Annotated in this window: 19 protein-coding genes and 11 tRNA genes; 26 read left to right on the top strand and 4 right to left on the bottom strand. The window is 43.5% G+C overall.

Annotated elements, in window-relative coordinates; all coding sequences use genetic code 11:
- Positions 1–50 precede the first annotated feature (50 nt).
- The 3 genes from prmC to hemA are packed head-to-tail and all read right to left on the bottom strand — an operon-like array spanning position 51 to position 3247.
- On the bottom strand, positions 51–905 hold the full coding sequence (gene prmC, locus N477_RS04855) for a peptide chain release factor N(5)-glutamine methyltransferase (RefSeq protein WP_063360589.1): 855 nt from the start codon (positions 903–905) through the stop codon (positions 51–53).
- Positions 898–1983 carry a peptide chain release factor 1 gene (gene prfA / locus N477_RS04850; RefSeq protein ID WP_063360590.1) on the bottom strand — a complete coding sequence of 362 codons (1086 nt, stop codon included), beginning with the start codon at positions 1981–1983 and terminating at the stop codon, positions 898–900. Before prfA ends, prmC begins: the two co-directional genes overlap by 8 nt.
- 7 nt (positions 1984–1990) lie before the next feature.
- The gene (gene hemA, locus N477_RS04845) at positions 1991–3247 is read right to left on the bottom strand and encodes a glutamyl-tRNA reductase (RefSeq protein ID WP_063360591.1); all 1257 of its coding nucleotides are present in this window, start codon (positions 3245–3247) and stop codon (positions 1991–1993) included.
- A gap of 83 nt (positions 3248–3330) precedes the next feature.
- On the opposite strand from hemA, the gene lolB reads away from it, so the two are divergent.
- The 19 genes from lolB (at position 3331) to N477_RS25575 (ending at position 10686) form a co-directional block, all read left to right on the top strand.
- Positions 3331–3918, top strand: a complete 588-nt coding sequence (gene lolB / locus N477_RS04840) for a lipoprotein insertase outer membrane protein LolB (RefSeq protein ID WP_081216350.1) — start codon at positions 3331–3333, stop codon at positions 3916–3918.
- The gene (ispE, locus tag N477_RS04835) at positions 3918–4772 is read left to right on the top strand and encodes a 4-(cytidine 5'-diphospho)-2-C-methyl-D-erythritol kinase (RefSeq protein WP_063360593.1); all 855 of its coding nucleotides are present in this window, start codon (positions 3918–3920) and stop codon (positions 4770–4772) included. The genes lolB and ispE overlap by 1 nt, the downstream gene beginning before the upstream one ends.
- Before the next feature lie 84 nt (positions 4773–4856).
- On the top strand, positions 4857–5804 hold the full coding sequence (locus N477_RS04830; RefSeq protein ID WP_023397324.1) for a ribose-phosphate pyrophosphokinase: 948 nt from the start codon (positions 4857–4859) through the stop codon (positions 5802–5804).
- Positions 5805–6006: 202 nt separating this feature from the next.
- On the top strand, positions 6007–6615 hold the full coding sequence (locus N477_RS04825; protein ID WP_063360594.1) for a 50S ribosomal protein L25/general stress protein Ctc: 609 nt from the start codon (positions 6007–6009) through the stop codon (positions 6613–6615).
- 19 nt (positions 6616–6634) lie between these two features.
- Positions 6635–7219 (top strand): aminoacyl-tRNA hydrolase, encoded by a 585-nt coding sequence (gene pth / locus N477_RS04820; protein WP_039608387.1) that lies wholly within the window; start codon positions 6635–6637, stop codon positions 7217–7219.
- Positions 7220–7265: 46 nt separating this feature from the next.
- Entirely contained in the window at positions 7266–8357 is a 1092-nt protein-coding gene (gene ychF, locus N477_RS04815; protein WP_039608386.1) for a redox-regulated ATPase YchF, read from the top strand.
- A 320-nt stretch (positions 8358–8677) separates the two neighbouring features.
- Positions 8678–8754, top strand: a tRNA-Met gene (locus tag N477_RS04810).
- 47 nt (positions 8755–8801) lie between these two features.
- A tRNA-Leu gene (locus N477_RS04805) sits at positions 8802–8886 on the top strand.
- A gap of 42 nt (positions 8887–8928) precedes the next feature.
- A tRNA-Gln gene (locus N477_RS04800) sits at positions 8929–9003 on the top strand.
- Positions 9004–9005: 2 nt separating this feature from the next.
- Positions 9006–9082: transfer RNA gene (locus N477_RS04795), tRNA-Met, on the top strand.
- A gap of 22 nt (positions 9083–9104) precedes the next feature.
- Positions 9105–9189: transfer RNA gene (locus N477_RS04790), tRNA-Leu, on the top strand.
- 42 nt (positions 9190–9231) lie between these two features.
- Positions 9232–9306, top strand: a tRNA-Gln gene (locus tag N477_RS04785).
- A 29-nt stretch (positions 9307–9335) separates the two neighbouring features.
- Positions 9336–9420 (top strand) — tRNA-Leu (locus tag N477_RS04780).
- A 159-nt stretch (positions 9421–9579) separates the two neighbouring features.
- Positions 9580–9654, top strand: a tRNA-Gln gene (locus N477_RS04775).
- A 22-nt stretch (positions 9655–9676) separates the two neighbouring features.
- A tRNA-Leu gene (locus tag N477_RS04770) sits at positions 9677–9761 on the top strand.
- 38 nt (positions 9762–9799) lie between these two features.
- Positions 9800–9874, top strand: a tRNA-Gln gene (locus N477_RS04765).
- A 29-nt stretch (positions 9875–9903) separates the two neighbouring features.
- Positions 9904–9988: transfer RNA gene (locus tag N477_RS04760), tRNA-Leu, on the top strand.
- A 105-nt stretch (positions 9989–10093) separates the two neighbouring features.
- Positions 10094–10375: a hypothetical protein gene (locus tag N477_RS04755; protein ID WP_063363200.1), complete on the top strand. Its 282-nt coding sequence runs from the start codon at positions 10094–10096 to the stop codon at positions 10373–10375.
- A gap of 38 nt (positions 10376–10413) precedes the next feature.
- Entirely contained in the window at positions 10414–10686 is a 273-nt protein-coding gene (locus N477_RS25575; RefSeq protein ID WP_081216549.1) for a hypothetical protein, read from the top strand.
- A gap of 350 nt (positions 10687–11036) precedes the next feature.
- Here N477_RS25575 and N477_RS04745 read toward each other — a convergent pair whose 3' ends face one another.
- Complete coding sequence (locus tag N477_RS04745; RefSeq protein WP_063363199.1) at positions 11037–12200, bottom strand: FAD-dependent oxidoreductase; 1164 nt, start codon at positions 12198–12200, stop codon at positions 11037–11039.
- Positions 12201–12466: 266 nt separating this feature from the next.
- On the opposite strand from N477_RS04745, the gene miaB reads away from it, so the two are divergent.
- The 7 genes from miaB to N477_RS04710 all read left to right on the top strand — a co-directional run bounded on the left by miaB (position 12467) and on the right by N477_RS04710 (position 18881).
- Positions 12467–13900, top strand: coding sequence for a tRNA (N6-isopentenyl adenosine(37)-C2)-methylthiotransferase MiaB (gene miaB, locus N477_RS04740; RefSeq protein WP_063363198.1), 1434 nt, complete (start codon positions 12467–12469; stop codon positions 13898–13900).
- Positions 13901–13954: 54 nt separating this feature from the next.
- Positions 13955–15004 (top strand): PhoH family protein, encoded by a 1050-nt coding sequence (locus N477_RS04735; protein WP_039608383.1) that lies wholly within the window; start codon positions 13955–13957, stop codon positions 15002–15004.
- Positions 15001–15462 carry an rRNA maturation RNase YbeY gene (gene ybeY / locus N477_RS04730; protein WP_063363197.1) on the top strand — a complete coding sequence of 154 codons (462 nt, stop codon included), beginning with the start codon at positions 15001–15003 and terminating at the stop codon, positions 15460–15462. Before N477_RS04735 ends, ybeY begins: the two co-directional genes overlap by 4 nt.
- 18 nt (positions 15463–15480) lie before the next feature.
- Positions 15481–16359 carry a CNNM family magnesium/cobalt transport protein CorC gene (gene corC, locus N477_RS04725; protein ID WP_063363196.1) on the top strand — a complete coding sequence of 293 codons (879 nt, stop codon included), beginning with the start codon at positions 15481–15483 and terminating at the stop codon, positions 16357–16359.
- Complete coding sequence (gene lnt / locus N477_RS04720) at positions 16337–17914, top strand: apolipoprotein N-acyltransferase (protein ID WP_063363195.1); 1578 nt, start codon at positions 16337–16339, stop codon at positions 17912–17914. The genes corC and lnt overlap by 23 nt, the downstream gene beginning before the upstream one ends.
- 192 nt (positions 17915–18106) lie before the next feature.
- The gene (locus N477_RS26250) at positions 18107–18346 is read left to right on the top strand and encodes a helix-turn-helix domain-containing protein (protein ID WP_196760580.1); all 240 of its coding nucleotides are present in this window, start codon (positions 18107–18109) and stop codon (positions 18344–18346) included.
- Between the two features lies 1 nt (position 18347).
- The gene (locus tag N477_RS04710; protein WP_196760579.1) at positions 18348–18881 is read left to right on the top strand and encodes a GNAT family N-acetyltransferase; all 534 of its coding nucleotides are present in this window, start codon (positions 18348–18350) and stop codon (positions 18879–18881) included.
- The last annotated feature ends 58 nt before the right edge of the window (positions 18882–18939 follow it).

Raw genomic sequence — 18939 nt, 5'->3', positions numbered from 1 at the left:
CGCTTATTTGACGCGGGCTGTAAATTAAAAATATTAATGCATTCAACGCATCACTCAGGCATCTGTGCCAAAGTTACTCTATCACAGCCTGCCATATCTTTTATTGTAAGTATATTGCGATAGTTCATTTGTGCAAAAATCTCTCTTACGCCCTGACCCTGCTCAAAGCCATGTTCTACCAAAATAAAGCCGCCTGAGCTCAGGTATTCTCTCGCTTGTGATGCAATATGACGTATATCTGCATAGCCATTTTCCTCAGCGACTAAAGCAGACAAAGGTTCAAAACGCACATCCCCTTGGGTTAAATGTACATCGTTGTTTTCGATATAAGGCGGATTACTGACAATCAAATCAAATTGCTGTTCAGGCACATTTGAAAACCAATCGCTTTGCGCAATAGTGACATTATTCAATGCATGTCTTTGTTGATTACGCGTTGCCAACGTCACAGCATCTGGTGAATAGTCCACCGCCCAAACTTGCCAAGACGGCATTTCACTGGCCAATGACAGCGCAATGGCGCCAGTACCAGTGCCTAGATCTAACACCTTTGCGGTATGAGGCAATGCCAAGCCGAGGGCATACTCCACCAAGGTTTCCGTATCAGGTCTTGGGATTAAGGTGCTGTTGTTGACATAAAAGGGTAGACTCCAAAACTCACGCTCACCGGTAATATGCGCAACAGGTTCTCCTTCTAATCGCCTTGCGATGTGCGCTATAAAAGCTTGATGATGTTCGTCAGATAACTCGGCTTCAGGCCAAGTAAATAAGTAACTACGGGGCTTATCTAGAATGTGTAGTAAAAGGACTTCGGCGTCGAGTTTTGGGGAATCAGAGTGTTCAATTAGTTGCTGAGTTGCCCAAGCGATTGCTTGGGCATTGGAGATAGGGCTCACCTTAGTCATCACCCATCGCAGCCAATAGGTCTGCTTGGTGCTCAAGAAGAAGCGGGTCAATAATCGCGCCTAGCTCACCACCAACTACTTCATTTAAACGGTATAAAGTTAAATTGATACGGTGATCCGTGATACGACCTTGAGGATAGTTATAAGTACGAATGCGCTCAGAGCGGTCTCCACTACCCACTAAGTTGCGACGCTCGCTCGCCTCAGCCGCTTGACGCTTTTCGTCTTCAGCCTGCTGTAGTCGCGCACCGAGTACAGATAGCGCTTTAGCACGGTTTTTATGCTGAGAACGCTCGTCCTGACATTCAACAACAACACCTGTTGGAATGTGGGTTATACGAATTGCCGAGTCTGTTTTGTTAACGTGCTGACCACCGGCACCTGACGCTCTAAAAGTATCAACCTTTAGATCTGAAGGGTTAATCTCAATCGCTTCTGCCTCAGGGATTTCAGCCATCACAGCAACAGTACACGCTGATGTATGAACACGACCTTGTGATTCCGTCTCTGGAACACGTTGTACACGGTGCGCGCCTGACTCAAACTTCAGCTTGCCGTACACCCCATCACCTTTAATATTGGCGATGACTTCTTTATAACCGCCGTGTTCCCCCTCGTTAGCGCTTACGACCTCTACTTGCCACTTTTGCGTTTCAGCATAACGGCTGTACATACGGAACAAGTCACCCGCAAAAATAGCAGCCTCATCACCACCGGTACCCGCACGTACTTCTAGGTAGACATTGTTATCGTCTTTTGGATCTTTTGGCAGCATCAATACTTGTAGCTGATCTTCTAACTCAACAATCGCCGCTTTGGCTTCTTTGTATTCTTCTTGCGCCATTTCACGCATATCAGGATCTGAATCCTTTAGCATCTCTTCTGCTGTAGCAACATCTTCTTGTGCTTGCTGATAAGCAGTAAATGTTTTTACAACATCTTCAAGCTCTGAGTACTCTTTAGAAAGTGCGCGAAAGCGGTTCTGATCGCCAATCACTTCTGGATCGCCTAGCATCGCCTCTACTTCTTCATGACGCTCAACAAGGGTTTCTAACTTACGATAGACAGACTCTTTCATCTAAATTTTATTCCTGTTCAATACCTAATGCCTGCTTAAGCACCATTAATCTCTCTGTATCCCCTTCTTTTGCAGCTTTTTGAATGGCATGCGTTGGGGCGTGCGTGAGTCGGTTGGTTAGCTTATTTGCTAATTCAAGCAAGACTTTTTCTGAATCTTTACCCGATTGTAGCTGATTTACAGCCTTTTCCACGAGCTCTAATTTTATTTCTTGTGCTGATGTTCTGTACTGGCGAATAACATCAACTGATTTTAAAGAGCGCTGCCAATCTGCAAACTCTCTGGTTTTATCATCAATGATCGCCTGTGCTTGTGTTGCCGCCTGCTCGCGACTTGCGATGTTTTCATTAACGATGGTTTGTAAGTCATCAACCGTATATAAATAGGCAGCATCCAGTTCATTAACTTGGCTTTCAATGTCCCTTGGCACTGCAATATCAACAAACAACATAGGACGATACTTTCTTTGCTTTAATGCTTGTTCTACCACCCCTTTACCAATTATCGGTAAAGTACTTGCTGTAGAGCTTATCACGATATCAGCATGCTGTAATTCATCTGGTAGCTGAGCAAGAGAGATGACATCCCCGCCAATTTCCTCGGCGAGATTTTTAGCACGTTCAATCGTTCGGTTTGCAACGGTAATGTGCTGTGGATGATGTTGAGACAAATGCTTAGCAACTAACTCGATGGTTTCACCTGCCCCGATCAACAACACCTTTGTTTTATCCAGCTTGCCATAGATATGTTTAGCTAAATTCACCGCAGCATAAGCAACAGATACCGCACTGGCACCAATCTCTGTTTCCGTTCGCACTTGCTTTGCAACCGAGAAGGTTTTTTGAAATAAGCGCTCAAACATGGGCTGGATCACATGATGATGCTTAGAGCTATTATAAGCTTGCTTTATCTGGCCAAGAATTTGCGGTTCACCTAACACCAATGAATCCAAACCGCATGCGACTCGCATTAAGTGATTTACAGCGTCTTGATTTTGATGAATATACACATTGTCCGCTAGCTCTTGCTGGGAGATATCATGGAAATTTGCCAACCAACCGAGAAGCGCTTGGGAATTAGCATTGTCGAGGCTACAATAGATTTCGGTACGGTTACAGGTAGACACAATCACAGATTCATGAAACTCTGTTAACTGATTGAGCTGCTCCAAAGCACGAGACAATTGCTCGGGTGAAAAAGCGACTTTTTCACGTAATTCGACGGAAGCGGTTTTGTGATTAATACCAAGTGCGATGATGGTCATAAATGCCAGTGTTGCCCAAGCCCTGCTTTAAAGCGGCCAATTTTACCAAAAATCAATCGAATATGGAAAGTAAGGAACCTCATTTGAAACAATTTCATTTGATTTTGCTCATGTTTTTTTTATTTCTAGGTGGCTGTGCGCAATCACCACGGCACCCAGTTCAGGGACAAGCAACACTAAACACCCTTGCCGAGTTCAATAAATGGCAAGCGCGTGGCAAAATTGCCTTCATAGCCCCCGACGACAGACAGTCAGTGAACTTTAATTGGCAATATACTGCTAATAAGCAAACACTCACCTTAACAAGCTTTATCGGTACTCAAGTTTTAAAAATGATGGAACTTGATCAATATAGTGAACTGGTCGTAGATGGCAAGTCTTATACCGGACCAGAAAGCGCTGCACTTATTCATCGTATCAGTGGTTGGCAATTACCTATCACACAAGCACCTAACTGGTTTACCGCAACACGCTTTGAAGCGGGTTTTGAGCTAGATGCCGCAGGTAATATTCAACAAGCAAGCTGGCAGGACGAACAAGGAAAAGTTTGGACAATCCAATATCAACGATATCGTAATTTCAACGGGCTAACACTGCCTGCAAGGCTGACACTGGCACATCAAGATATTACAATCAAAATTCAAATTAATGCATGGCAGTTCGACTCATAATGACCAAACTCACTTTAACAGCGCCCGCTAAGCTCAATCTTTTTTTACATATCAATAACCGCAGAGCAGATGGCTACCATGAATTGGAAAGTCTATTCACTATGCTCGACTTTGGTGACGAACTTAGTTTTGAGCTGATTGAAGAAGATGACATCCAAATAGAGGGGGATGTAGCAGGGATCAATCATGAAGATAACCTCATTTATAAAGCTGCCAAAGCACTTTTACCCCATCGAACAGTAAAAAAAGGTGTAAACGTACATTTAACGAAACACTTACCTATGGGCGGAGGAGTGGGCGGTGGTTCTTCTGATGCAGCGACGACCCTACTTGCTTTAAACACGCTTTGGGAATGCAACCTTACACTGCAAGCACTGGCAAAAATAGGATTGCAACTCGGTGCAGATGTCCCAGTATTTATTCATGGTAAAACCGCGCTAGCCCAAGGTGTTGGGGAAGTTTTAACCCCGTTTGATTATCCTGAAAAATGGTATTTGGTGGTCGCGCCAGGCGTCCATGTCAGTACCTTAAAAGTGTTCACAGATCCGGACTTACCACGCAGTACAGCCAAACTAAAAACGCCTTGGCAAATGGCCGATACACGCAATGACTGCGAAGAGTTAGTTAAAAAGCTTTACCCTGAGGTTGAAAAGACCCTGACGTGGTTGCTAAAATATGCGCCGTCAAGAATGACAGGAACTGGAAGTTGTTGTTTTGCAGTTTTTGATGACGAGCAAACAGCACTGCGTGTACTCCAGCAAATGCCGTCATCTTGGCAAGGCTTTGTAGCTAAAAGTGCAAGTGAGTCAATCACTCACAAACAATTAGCTACGTGGCTAAACAAAGAGAAGTAAATTAGTTTAAGTTAGCCTGTATCGACTGTGCTATTTTAGTCTTTGCATGTTAGTCCAAAAATTCAGTGCCTGAGGAACCCTACCGTGCCCGACATGAAGCTCTTCGCTGGTAACGCAACACCCGAGCTAGCTCAAAAAGTTGCAAAACGTTTATTTATTGAGTTAGGTGATGCCGTTGTAGGCCGTTTTAGTGACGGTGAGATCAGCGTTCAAATCAATGAAAATGTACGTGGTTCAGACGTCTTTATTATTCAATCAACTTGTGCACCAACAAACGATAACCTGATGGAACTTATCGTTATGGTTGACGCACTACGTCGTGCTTCTGCTGGTCGTATCACAGCAGTAATCCCATATTTTGGTTATGCACGTCAAGACCGCCGCGTTCGTTCAGCACGTGTGCCTATTACTGCAAAAGTAGTAGCCGACTTCCTATCAAGTGTAGGTGTTGACCGCGTATTAACTGTGGATCTACATGCAGAACAAATCCAAGGCTTCTTCGATGTGCCAGTAGATAACGTATTTGGTAGCCCTGTACTTATCGAAGACATGAAAGAGCGTGATTTCGACGATGTCGTTGTTGTCTCACCAGACATTGGTGGCGTAGTACGTGCGCGTGCTATTGCAAAGCTACTTGACGACAAAGACCTTGCGATTATCGACAAGCGTCGTCCTCAAGCGAACGTATCACAAGTAATGCACATTATCGGTGACGTAGAAGGCCGTGACTGTATTATCGTTGACGATATGATTGATACAGGTGGCACTTTATGTAAAGCTGCTGCTGCACTGAAAGAGCATGGTGCTAAGCGTGTATTCGCTTATGCAACGCACCCAGTTTTATCTGGTAATGCTGCTGAGAACTTACGTAACTCAGTTATCGACGAAGTGATCGTAACAGACTCTATTCCATTGTCTGACGAGCTTCGCGCAATTGATAAGGTTAAAGTGTTAACCTTAGCTGACATGATGGCAGAAACTATTCGCCGTATCAGCAACGAAGAATCAATCTCGGCAATGTTTGAACACTAATTCATTGCAAGATTAAATAAAAAAGCACCGTTTGGTGCTTTTTTATTGCTCTAATGGTTTTAATCTAGCCATGATAGTGCTATATTAGCGCGCCTTTTTTACCTACTGGGCAGACAAAATTTGTCAGCTTGATAGGTATACGCCAGAAAATTTGGTCGCGAGTTTTCTGACATTATTAACTTTATATATTTTGGAGACAGTTATGTCACAATACGTTTTAGACGCTGAAGTACGCGTAGAATTAGGTACTGGTGCGAGCCGCCGCCTACGTCGCGCTGAGAAAGTTCCTGCTATCCTTTACGGTGCAGGCAAAGAAGTTGTTTCTCTTACTCTAGATCACAACAAAGTGATCCACATGCAAGAAGACGAAGGTTTCTACACTCACATCCTTACGCTAAACATTGGCGGTGAGTCTGTTGAAGCTATCATTAAAGACATCCAGCGTCACCCGTACAAGCCTAAGATCACTCACTTAGACTTCCAACGTGTTGATGCTTCTCAGAAGATCCACACTAAAGTACCAGTACACTTCATCAACGAAGAAGCTGCTACTAAAGGTGGTAACACTGTTGCTCACCACGTAACAGAAATCGAAATCACATGTCTACCAGCTCAACTTCCTGAGTTCGTAGAAGTTGATGTTGCTGCGCTAGAAGTAGGTGCAACTGTACACCTTTCTGACGTTGTACTTCCTGCAGGTGTTGTTTCAGTAGAACTAGCTAAAGGTGCGGACCACGACCAAGCTGTTGTTACTTTAAACGCTCCTAAAGGCGCTGCTTCTGAAGAAGAAGCTGAAGAAGCTGCTGAGTAATTTTTAAGGTGTTAACACCTTGAATAATATTCAAATGCTTGTGGGCCTGGCTAATCCAGGCCCCGAATATGCAAACACTCGTCACAATGCCGGTGCGTGGTTCATAGAAGAACTGGCAAAACGCTACAATTGCATTCTCAAACCCGACTCTAAGTATCATGGCCTTACGGGCAAAGTACTTATCAATAATCAAGAATTCAAATTGCTTATTCCCACCACTTATATGAATTTAAGTGGCAAAGCGGTCTCAAGCCTTGCAAACTTTTTTAAAATTCCTGCTGAAAACATTCTCGTTGCACATGACGAAATGGATATGGACCCTGGCATCGCCAAAATTAAAAAAGGCGGTGGTCATGGTGGACATAATGGCTTGAAAGACATTATTTCTAAGCTTGGCAATAATAAAGAATTTATGCGCTTGCGAATAGGCATTGGTCACCCGGGCCACCGAGACAAAGTCACGGGCTGGGTATTGGGTAAAGCACCAAAAGCTGACCAAGAAAAAATTGATGCGGTCGTTGATGAAGCGGTTCGTTGCATGGAAATTTTAGCGAAAGACGGTGTGTTAAAAGCACAAAACAGACTACATTCATTTAAGCCGTAAAGTATTTTTATACGGCAACAATTTGATTAACTGAAGGTTCAAAATTATGGGTTTTAAATGTGGCATTGTGGGTTTACCAAACGTTGGTAAATCAACCCTATTTAATGCATTAACTAAAGCGGGGATCGAAGCCGCAAACTTTCCGTTTTGTACAATCGAACCAAACACAGGCGTTGTTGCCGTTCCGGATCCGCGTCTAGACCAACTGGCTGCGATTGTTAACCCACAAAAGACCATCGCAACAACGATGGAATTTGTTGATATTGCCGGTCTGGTAAAAGGCGCTTCAAAAGGCGAAGGTCTTGGTAACCAGTTCTTAGCGAACATTCGCGAAACAGATGCCATCGGCCATGTTGTTCGCTGTTTTGAAGATGAAAATATCGTACACGTTTCGGGTCAAGTTAACCCTGCTGATGATATTGACGTTATCAATACTGAGCTTGTTTTATCAGATATGGAAGCTGCAGATCGCGCAGCACAACGTAATGCTAAAAAAGCAAAAGGCGGCGATAAAGAAGCGAAATTCCAAAACGACGTATTAGAAAAAGTTAAAGCACACCTTGATGAAGGCCTAACACTGCGTTCTTTAGAGCTAACTAAAGAAGAACTTGCTGCTATCAAACCGCTTAACTTCTTAACGATCAAACCGACAATGTATATCGCCAACGTCACAGAAGATGGTTTCGAAAACAACCCATTCTTAGACAAAGTACGTGAAATTGCAGCTGCTGAAGACGCGGTTGTGATCCCAGTATGTGCTGCGATTGAATCAGAGCTGTCAGAACTTGAAGAAGAAGACAAGCTTGAGTTCATGGCTGATCTTGGTCTTGAAGAGCCAGGTCTTAACTTAGTGATCCGCGGCGGTTACGAACTTCTTAAATTACAAACCTACTTTACTGCAGGTGTAAAAGAAGTGCGCGCTTGGACCATTCCTGTTGGCGCAACGGCACCACAAGCTGCTGGTAAAATTCACACTGACTTTGAGCGTGGTTTTATTCGTGCACAGACAATTGGTTTTGATGACTACATTGAATACCAAGGTGAAAGCGGTGCAAAAGATGCAGGTAAAATGCGTCAAGAAGGTAAGGATTACATCGTAAAAGATGGCGACGTAATGAACTTCTTGTTCAACGTTTAATGACCTCTCTTATACAATGACTAAAAAAGCCCTCATTCAGGGCTTTTTTTGTGTCCGCTCGACGCTTTTATCTATTCAAAAACGCCCCTATTGCGCTTTTTACCTTAAAAGGTACAAAGCATGCCTATATTTTTTTAACCTTGGTTGTTGTCGATAATTGTACTTTCCTGTTTGTTTTGGTATAAAAACAGGCCGTTTCGCTTAATTTATCTGCAAACAATCTGTGATACGAAATTTTTTCGAAAAAAGGTGTTGACGGCATGGGGGCATATACGCATAATACGCCCCGCACCAGCGATGGTGATGAACGAAAAAGAGATGGCTATGTAGCTCAGCTGGTTAGAGCACATCACTCATAATGATGGGGTCCCCTGTTCAAATCAGGGCATAGCCACCATGCTTTTTCAAGTTGATTAGCAACTTTAAAACTAACTACCCTAATGTGCGGGAGTGGCGGAATTGGTAGACGCGCTGGATTTAGGTTCCAGTATCTTCGGATGTGAGAGTTCAAGTCTCTCCTTCCGCACCATGTTCTTGAAGTTTGAACTAAAACAACTTTGACTACCTTTGTTGGAGTATCGCCAAGCGGTAAGGCAGCGGGTTTTGATCCCGCCATTCCCAGGTTCAAATCCTGGTACTCCAGCCAATGGCTATGTAGCTCAGCTGGTTAGAGCACATCACTCATAATGATGGGGTCCCCTGTTCAAATCAGGGCATAGCCACCATTTTCTTTATAAGAAAATACATGCGGAAGTGGCGGAATTGGTAGACGCGCTGGATTTAGGTTCCAGTATCTTCGGATGTGAGAGTTCAAGTCTCTCCTTCCGCACCATGTTCTTAAAGTTTGAACTAAAACAACTTTGACTACCTTTGTTGGAGTATCGCCAAGCGGTAAGGCAGCGGGTTTTGATCCCGCCATTCCCAGGTTCAAATCCTGGTACTCCAGCCAATTATCTTCAAAGATAATTATTAAACATTGCGGAAGTGGCGGAATTGGTAGACGCGCTGGATTTAGGTTCCAGTATCTTCGGATGTGAGAGTTCAAGTCTCTCCTTCCGCACCATGTTCTCGATAAGAACTAAAATAATCGACTACCTTTGTTGGAGTATCGTCTCGACACGAAGTGGAAGCGGTAAGGGCAGAAGAGAGAGGTTTTTATCCCTCACTCATATACCCCCAGATTCAAATCCTGGATTCAACATAATAGATTTGAAATAGTTGTTGGAGTATCGCCAAGCGGTAAGGCAGCGGGTTTTGATCCCGCCATTCCCAGGTTCAAATCCTGGTACTCCAGCCATCTCTTTACGAGATAACACTATGCGGAAGTGGCGGAATTGGTAGACGCGCTGGATTTAGGTTCCAGTATCTTCGGATGTGAGAGTTCAAGTCTCTCCTTCCGCACCATGTTCTCGATAAGAACTAAAATAATCAACTACCACTGTTGGAGTATCGCCAAGCGGTAAGGCAGCGGGTTTTGATCCCGCCATTCCCAGGTTCAAATCCTGGTACTCCAGCCAATTATCTTCAAAGATAATTATTAAACATTGCGGAAGTGGCGGAATTGGTAGACGCGCTGGATTTAGGTTCCAGTATCTTCGGATGTGAGAGTTCAAGTCTCTCCTTCCGCACCATGTTTAACTCATCTAAATATCACATCTTTATTAAATCTCAATTTATAACCAAAAATAGACATGTTATGTTCTTTCATTCTTAGTTAAGAATAAAGGATTATTTTCATGGCCGAACAAGATAAAGTCAAAGCAGCAATTAACTCATTTTACAAAGGCGCAGGATTGGATTTGACCTTTAAAGGCGAAGCAAATCCAAAAGTAGCAGAGTTCTTCGGTGAAATGGTACAAAAAATAAAAGGGTGCACAGAAGCTCCCAATTGGGTACCGGAACCAACAGGTGGAAAAGCTTCTATTTCATGGATAGCGAAAAACTTTACACAAAGCGTATTAGCACAATTTGAGCAAAAGCAATCCCTTTCTTGTGCGAAATCGGTGATCTGGGGCTAACGTAGACACTTACAAGTCGCTGCTTTAGGAATATAACAGTGAAAAAATTCGCCTTGCTCATTTTGACATTGTTACCTGTATTAGTCAGTGCTAAAACAGTCACAATAAACTACTGTGCATCTCCAAATATTGAAGTCTCACTAAAGCACTTCACGTACTGTGCTTCCCCAGAGCAAACTAGTAAACTCTCATTTCATGCTTTTAGCGACGCTACTTATTCTCTCATAATAAATGATACACGCTCAGAGCTATTTTTTAATTGGTTGCCAGCTTCTATTGCACTTGCTGATTTGCCAAAAAATATGGCTTAACCCCACGCGCCTTTCTAAAGCAATTATTTGATGGCACTGTTCAACAACAGAATAAACGTGGTCAGGAGATCAGCGCTATTTTTGGTACAGTTGATGGGTCCGAACTATATGTTCAAAAACGTAAAGAGAGTTATATATTTTCAGCCCTGAGTTCATCCGGTCAAAACACCGCTTTCTTGTTATCTGAAAATAGTGATTGGCTGCTTCAAGTTGACGGTCAGTTTGATAAACAAGCACTAATCAAGGTGATAAATAGAACTCGATTAATTGGCAGTTTATAACGCAGGAAAGTAGGAGAAGAGTGAAACAATCTTGGATAGCTTGTCAAATTTCTTCTCCTAATAGTTTAATTAAAAACTACCACCCATCGCATGCTTAAGCACTTCTCGTTTAATGGGGCCCGCTTTATTTGCCACTTTTAACGCAAGGCTTCGCAGTGATTTGAGCGGCTTAATCTCATTTGAAAAGCCAAAATAGCAGGCATCCATCATGCTCATCATTAACAAATTATCTTTGCGGCGCATTTTTTCATATTGATGAAGACGAGCAAGCTCACCAACATCATCAAAGCCTTGCAAGCACCCGCCAAGTGCAGCCACATCTTTAAAGCCAAGATTAACGCCCTGCCCCGCAAGTGGATTAATCGTATGGGCTGCGTCACCCACTAACACCAAACGTCCTTTGCTATATTGATTGGCATGTTGACGCGCAAGTGGAAATACAGCGCTTTGCTCAACGGTAAAATCTCCCGGTAAGTCAAAAAAGTGCTCTAATATTTCTTGTTTTAACGCCTCATTAGATAACCCTTTTAAGCGTTTGAGCTCAGAGCCATGGTGATACCAGATTAAGTTGGCATAAGGTGCTTGCATAGGTAAAAAGGCGATTGGGCCAGTTGGTTTAAACTCTTGCCACGTTTTCACCTGTTGCGGTCCGTCAAGCTTGATCAGAATGCCCATACAATGCTGCTGATATTGCCACCCTGTTACACCAATGCCTGTAAGACTGCGTAGCGCAGAACGACCACCGTCGGCTGCAATAACGAGGTCCGCGCTAAAACGCTGCTGAGGGTAAACCAGATCTATACTGCTTAAGTGCTGCTCAATCGCGATGGGTGCCTCAGTGACAGTTTCAACCTGAATACCATTGTCTTCAAACTGTGACCACAGCGACGCTTGAATAATGCTATTCTCGACTAAGTGGCCTAAATGAGACGTCGGTACATCGGCTCTATCAAACACCAAATGCTCGCTGCCTCGTTCATACGCCTCTAACTGGTGGTAAGGCGCATTGCGGCTCGCCCTTATCAGTGGCATTGCACCGAGTTTATCTAATAACGCTTCTGAAAAACGGTTGATGGCAGAGACTCGAATGTCAACCTGCTCACCTTCAAGTATGGCTTTCGGATCTATGGGATTATTTTCTATCACAGTGACCTGACATCCTTGACGAGCAAGCTCCACCGCAGCCGCTGCGCCAACCATGCCGCCACCGACGATCAACACGTTATTTTTCATAAATTTGCCTAAATTAGCTGGTGTAATTACATTGTATCTTAATTCGTGAAAAAAAGATCTCTTTGCATGATTGTAGCCGAATAATTACAACCCTCCTTGATCCCCATTTTGAAAGATGAAATCTATACTTGGCTAGTGACTATAGGTCAGATAAAATACGCCTCTTTTTAAGCTATTTTAGTAAGTGTTTGCCAGTTCTTGGGGTATTTTTAATAACTGGTAAGGCGTTGTGCTGATCATCGAATTGAAAACGAGGCTTTATTTCAATGGGTAAAAAATTGCATATCAAAACCTGGGGCTGTCAAATGAACGAGTATGACTCCCAGAAAATGGCGGATCTGCTTGATGCCACTAACGGCTATCAGCTGACAGAAGAAGCTGAACAGGCGGATGTGATCCTACTCAATACGTGTTCAATTCGTGAGAAGGCACAAGAGAAAGTATTCCACCAATTGGGTCGCTGGAAATTATTAAAAGAAGATAACCCTGATTTGGTTATCGGCGTAGGTGGCTGTGTAGCCTCACAAGAAGGTGACACAATCCGTCAACGTGCACCATTTGTTGATATCGTATTCGGTCCGCAAACACTGCACCGTCTACCAGAAATGATCAAGCAAGTGCAAAGCAAAGAAGGCTCAGTGGTCGATATCTCTTTCCCTGAGATTGAAAAGTTTGACCGTCTACCAGAGCCAAAAGCGGAAGGCCCTACGGCGTTCGTATCAATTATGGAAGGCTGTTCTAAATATTGTACTTTCTGCGTTGTGCCTTATACGCGTGGTGAGGAAGTAAGCCGTCCGCTAGACGATGTTATTTTAGAAGTTGCGCAGCTTGCAGAGCAAGGCGTGCGTGAGGTGAACTTACTGGGTCAAAACGTAAACGCTTATCGTGGTGAAATGCACGATGGTGAAGTGTGCTACTTCTCTGATCTACTGCGTTATGTGGCTGCGATTGATGGTATTGACCGTATTCGTTATACCACATCACACCCTGTTGAGTTTACGCCTGACATCATCGAAGCCTACGCAGACGTACCTGAGCTTGTTGATCACCTGCACTTGCCAGTACAAAGTGGTTCAGACCGTGTACTTAACTTGATGAAGCGCGGCCATACTGCACTTGAATACAAATCTACTATCCGTAAGCTACGCAAGATCCGTCCAAACCTAAGCATGAGCTCAGACTTCATCATTGGTTTCCCGGGCGAAAGCAAAGCAGACTTTGAAGAAACGATGAACCTTATCAACGCGATTGGCTTTGATATGAGCTTCAGCTTCATCTACTCAGCCCGCCCAGGTACTCCAGCGGCAGACTTACCGGATGATGTACCAGAGCAAGAGAAGAAAGAGCGCTTGTATCTATTACAAAACCGCATCAACCAAATGGCACAAGATATCAGCCGTAAAATGTTTGATACTGAACAGCGTATCCTTGTTGAAGGTCCTTCGAAAAAGAACCCAATGGAACTACGTGGACGTACCGAGAATAACCGTGTAGTGAACTTTGAAGGTCCACACTCAGTGATCGGTCAGTTCGTTGACGTGCGTATTACTGAGGCGCTACCAAACTCATTACGTGGTGAGCTGATCCGAACTGAGGCTGAAATGGACTTGCGACGTGATGTTGCACCATCAGATATCCTTAGTCGTGTACCGTCAGAACCAGAAGCCAATGAGATTGGTGTTGCAACTTTTACACCATAAAACACTTGTTTTGCGCCAGCACTTTGCTGGCGCAATCAATCTTAGGAAGTCATTTTGAGCAATCAAGTAAAAAATATTGAGTTTTATCTAGAACCTGCCGACAACAACCGTCTCTCTTCTCTTTGTGGCCCTTTTGACGATAATCTAAAACAAATAGAACGCCGTCTAGGTGTCGAAGTCGCACACAGAGATAACTGGTTTAAAGTCACGGGTAATCAAGTTACAGCAAAAGCAGCTGTTGATATTATAAAGTCTCTGTATGTTGATACTCAGCCAGTGAAAGGCAAAGCCAAAGACATAGAGCCAGACAATGTCCACCTCGCCATCACCGAAGCAAATTGCCTAGAACAAGATGCCCCGAATGTATGGGAAAAAGAAGTTTTCATTAAAACTCGCCGTGGTGTTGTCAAACCGCGTAACCCAAATCAAAGCCAATATGTGGCAAATATCTTAACTCACGACATCAGCTTTGGTATTGGTCCTGCAGGCACAGGTAAAACGTACCTTGCCGTTGCTGCTGCGGTTGATGCGCTTGAAAGGCAGGAGATCAGACGTATTCTACTGACGCGTCCAGCGGTTGAAGCCGGCGAAAAACTGGGATTTTTACCAGGTGATTTAACGCAAAAAATCGATCCATACTTACGTCCTTTGTATGACGCGCTATTTGAGATGCTTGGCTTTGAAAAAGTTGAACGCTTAATTGAAAAAAATGTCATAGAAGTAGCACCGCTGGCATACATGCGTGGTAGAACTTTGAACGATGCCTTTATCATTTTAGATGAAAGCCAAAACACCACCACAGAACAGATGAAAATGTTCCTAACGCGTATTGGTTTTAATTCAAAAGCCGTGATCACCGGTGATATTACACAGGTCGACTTACCTAGGGGCGCGCGTTCTGGCCTTCGTCATGCCATTGAAGTACTCAGCAATGTCGATGAGATTTCATTTAACTTCTTTAAATCCCACGATGTCGTTCGTCACCCAGTTGTGGCACGAATTGTGGAAGCCTATGAAGCTAAAGAAGAGCAAGAGCGTCAAGAAAAAGTCGCTAAGCAAAAAGCGAAACAGCAAGCTGCTGAACAACAAGGCCCAGAATCATGAGTGTCGATGTAGATTTACAGCTCGCCTGTGAGTTTGACAATTTACCCAATGAACAGCAATTTCAAAGTTGGGCCGAAAAAGCACTTTTGCCGTATAGAGAATACGCCGAAGTGACAATTCGCATTGCTGACGAGGCGGAGAGCCAAGAGCTTAACAGTCAATACCGTGGAAAAGACAAACCAACTAATGTGTTGTCTTTTCCCTTTGAAGCACCGCCAGGCATTGAATTGCCTTTAGTCGGTGACTTAATTATCTGTCCTCAGGTGGTTTTTCGTGAGGCTCAGGAACAAGAAAAAACTTTCCACGATCATTTTGCACATATGGTCATACATGGGTGCTTGCATTTGTTGGGCTTTGACCATATAAATGAACAAGACGCCATGGAAATGGAAAGTCTAGAAAAAGAATTTTTAGCCGATCTGGGCATTGCAGACCCATATCGTGATGATATTAACTAAGTGGAGTAAAGAACTACAATGAGCGACGATAACTCGCAAAGTAGCCAGGGTTCTTCTAGCAGAAACTGGCTTGGACGCATCACTCAGATGCTGCAAGGGGAACCCCAAAATAAAGAAGAGTTGGTAGAAGTCATTGCTGACGCTCAAGAACGAGCACTTATCGACCCTGAGACAAAAGACATGATGGAAGGCGTACTGAGCGTCTCTGAACTTAAAGTTCGCGATATCATGATCCCTCGCTCTCAGATGATAACGCTAGATGTTGAGCAAGACTTGGAATCTCAACTTCCTGCTATGGTAGAGTCTAGTCACTCTCGCTTTCCTGTCGTTTGCGAGGACAAAGACCACGTAGAAGGTATTTTGCTTGCAAAAGATCTCTTACCCCTGATAGTGCAGCAAAATGGTGCACTACCTGCGATTAAAGAGTATTTGCGTCCGGCTATTGTAGTACCAGAAAGTAAACGTGTAGACACTTTACTCAACGAGTTTAGACAAAAACGCTACCATATGGCGATTGTTATTGATGAATATGGCGGCGTTTCGGGTCTTGTCACTATCGAAGATATCCTTGAAACCATTGTAGGTGAAATTGAGGATGAACATGATGATGAAGACGAGCAACAAGATATTCGCCAGCTGTCAAAGCACGTGTTTAATGTTCAAGCATTAACGCCGCTTGAAGAGTTTAATGAGTTCTTTAAGACAGACTTTGATACACAAGAAGCTGACACTATTGGTGGCATCATCCTACATGCGTTTGGTCATATGCCAAGCAAAGGAGAAACCATTGATGTTGGACCGCTGCAATTCAAAATAACTAACTCAGATAATCGCCGTATATTACAGCTTCAGGTCACTGTTCCAAAAACAGAGCATGTTGAAGATACCACTGAATAACCTCCTTTCTTTTGCAAAAGATAAAAACGCATGGCTTGCACTGATTGCAGGCTGTGCACTGACTTTTGCATACGCCCCCTTTAGCTTTTGGCCACTGACATTTGTTTGCCTTGCCATTGCCTTTTATGTGACAGATCAACCCTCCCCCAAGCAAGCTGCTAAATACGGCTTTTTATTTGGCTTTGGTTGGTTTGCACTGGGTATTAGCTGGGTGCATGTGTCTATTGCACAGTTCGGTGGACTACCCATTGTGCTGTCGCTCATGGCAATGGCCATGTTATGTGCATACTTAGCGCTTTATCCAGCTTTGGCATTTGCGTTTGCTACCCGCTACAGTAAACACCCTTGGCAGCGATTTGCCCTCTTAATTAGTGGGTTTGCTATCACTGAATATTTAAGAGGCACACTCTTAACAGGTTTTCCATGGCTCAGTTTTGGTTATACCCTCACAGACTCACCGCTTAATACACTGGCACCTTGGGTAGGTGAATTTGGCTTAACCGTATTGTGTATCATCATCGCCTATGCGCTCTACTGGCTGATCAATTTCAAGCAATATAAAGCTGCCATCGTCACTATGGTGCCTGTTTGTATCGCTTATTTGTTGTCGATGCAAAACACAGATAACAATTACAGTGGTAAGCAATTAAAAACCTTACTTGTACAAGGGAACATAGAACAAAGCCTACGTTGGGAGCCCGAACAGTTTTGGCCTACCATGTCTAAATATCAAGATATGACCAGACCAAACTGGGCTGATGTCGATTTGGTTGTTTGGCCAGAGGCCGCAATCCCAGAAATTGAAGATTATGCGTTTGATTACCTCGTCAATTTAGACAAAGCCGCCGCCTTTAACAATACTGCCTTGATCACGGGGATCCCTGATTACCAATTCGACACGCGCAATGTATACAATACCCTGATAGTGCTTGGTAAAAAGCATCAAGATGACACCGAAGGGCAATATCAGTACTTGCACAGAAACCGCTATCAGAAGCACCAGTTGTTACCAATCGGTGAGTTTGTGCCCTTTGAAGACCTGCTCAGACCCCTAGCGCCGCTATTTGATTTACCCATGTCGTCATTTTCTCGCGGGGATGCGGTGCAAAATAACCTGCTTGCTAATGGCATTCATGTATTGCCAGCAATTTGCTACGAAATCGCTTTCAGCGAATTGGTCAGAGGAAACTATACGGCCTCATCTGACATTTTATTTACCGTGAGTAATGATGCGTGGTTTGGCGACTCACATGGCCCACATCAGCATATGCAAATCGCCAGAATGCGTGCATTGGAGCTGCAAAGACCGATGGTGAGAGTCACCAATAACGGCATTAGTGGTGTATATGACCCTATTTCAAACCAACAGGTAACCATTGCGCAATTCACCAGTGGCACTCTCAGTACAGATTTAAAACTGATATCCGGCCATAGTTTTTTTAGTCAGCATGGTCATACTCCCGTTTGGATCTTAGTCGGTATCTTATTGCTATTGGTGTTGGTTACCAATAGTAAAAGCTACTTATCATCTAAAATGGAAAAGGCATTTTTTTAATGCCTTTTACTTTACCCCATTATTCATATGTGCCTTAAAATGGTGCAATTTCATAAATACAGCCCTATCTTAGCGCATTTGATACGTGTAATTTAAACCTAAAACCATGAAATTAAACAACTTAATTAATTGGCACCCTTCTTTCTTATTCTAAAGTTTAATATAACATTAGAGTCAATGATGGAACCCAACTTGTTAAATAACACACCAAGGCTGGTGCAAGCCGTTTATATGGTGAGTCAGCATGGATTAAGTATTAGCGACATAGCCGAGACTTATCAAATATCAAAACAAGCATTGTATCGTGCAGTACGTGCACACAATACCTCCCATGCGCAGCAGCTTAATAAGCTCCACAAACAAAGAGAAAAGTTGTTACAGCAACTTGCCTGCCTTGAGGCTAATATCGAACAGCTCAAAAAGGGATGCTAAAATGCTGAAAATCAAACAATTCGAAACCTTAGGGTTAAATACCCATAATCAGCTATGCGAACTACTCTCTACCTGTATTGAAGACGACGCCTCTCTAGGCTTTTATAAGCCTGCCAATCCCGACCTGCTACAGCAATATTGGCACTCGGTAGCAAAAGCCATCGCTGCTAAAGAACGTAAGCTTTATATACTCTATCAAGGGGACGCCGTAGTTGCGACGGTGCAGCTTTCATTGTGTATGAAAGAAAATGGTCAACATAGAGCTGAAGTCGAAAAGCTATTGGTTCACCCAGATGCACAGCGAAGTGGCTACGCCACAATATTAATGCGCCACGTAGAGCAAAGCGCATTGGAAAATAGACGCACATTATTGGTTTTAGATACCCAAAGTGGAGATGAGGCAGAGTTATTCTATCAAGCCATTGGCTACACTAAGGTTGGCCAGATCCCCTTTTATGTATCTGATAACCAAAACCAGTTACATAGTACCAGTTACTATTACAAGTTCCTTGGGCACCACCAGCAACAACAATAAGTGTAAACAAAATGAAAGCAAAAGAAAAACAAACGTACATAAGTCATTCATACTTACA

The organism is Pseudoalteromonas luteoviolacea H33-S, from assembly GCF_001625695.1.
Classification (GTDB): Bacteria; Pseudomonadota; Gammaproteobacteria; order Enterobacterales; family Alteromonadaceae; genus Pseudoalteromonas; species Pseudoalteromonas luteoviolacea_B.
The sequence above is the reverse complement of the archived record's forward strand: the minus strand, read 5'-3'. Positions and strand labels throughout refer to the sequence as shown.

Excerpts from the sequence above, each read along its gene's own strand:
- prmC (WP_063360589.1), bottom strand. The coding sequence starts at position 905 with ATGACTAAGGTGAGCCCTATCTCCAATGCCCAAGCAATCGCTTGGGCA.
- prfA (WP_063360590.1), bottom strand. The coding sequence starts at position 1,983 with ATGAAAGAGTCTGTCTATCGTAAGTTAGAAACCCTTGTTGAGCGTCAT.
- hemA (WP_063360591.1), bottom strand. The coding sequence starts at position 3,247 with ATGACCATCATCGCACTTGGTATTAATCACAAAACCGCTTCCGTCGAA.
- ispE (WP_063360593.1), top strand. The coding sequence starts at position 3,918 with ATGACCAAACTCACTTTAACAGCGCCCGCTAAGCTCAATCTTTTTTTA.
- N477_RS04825 (WP_063360594.1), top strand. The coding sequence starts at position 6,007 with ATGTCACAATACGTTTTAGACGCTGAAGTACGCGTAGAATTAGGTACT.
- ychF (WP_039608386.1), top strand. The coding sequence starts at position 7,266 with ATGGGTTTTAAATGTGGCATTGTGGGTTTACCAAACGTTGGTAAATCA.
- N477_RS04755 (WP_063363200.1), top strand. The coding sequence starts at position 10,094 with ATGGCCGAACAAGATAAAGTCAAAGCAGCAATTAACTCATTTTACAAA.
- N477_RS04745 (WP_063363199.1), bottom strand. The coding sequence starts at position 12,200 with ATGAAAAATAACGTGTTGATCGTCGGTGGCGGCATGGTTGGCGCAGCG.
- miaB (WP_063363198.1), top strand. The coding sequence starts at position 12,467 with ATGGGTAAAAAATTGCATATCAAAACCTGGGGCTGTCAAATGAACGAG.
- ybeY (WP_063363197.1), top strand. The coding sequence starts at position 15,001 with ATGAGTGTCGATGTAGATTTACAGCTCGCCTGTGAGTTTGACAATTTA.
- corC (WP_063363196.1), top strand. The coding sequence starts at position 15,481 with ATGAGCGACGATAACTCGCAAAGTAGCCAGGGTTCTTCTAGCAGAAAC.
- lnt (WP_063363195.1), top strand. The coding sequence starts at position 16,337 with ATGTTGAAGATACCACTGAATAACCTCCTTTCTTTTGCAAAAGATAAA.
- N477_RS04710 (WP_196760579.1), top strand. The coding sequence starts at position 18,348 with ATGCTGAAAATCAAACAATTCGAAACCTTAGGGTTAAATACCCATAAT.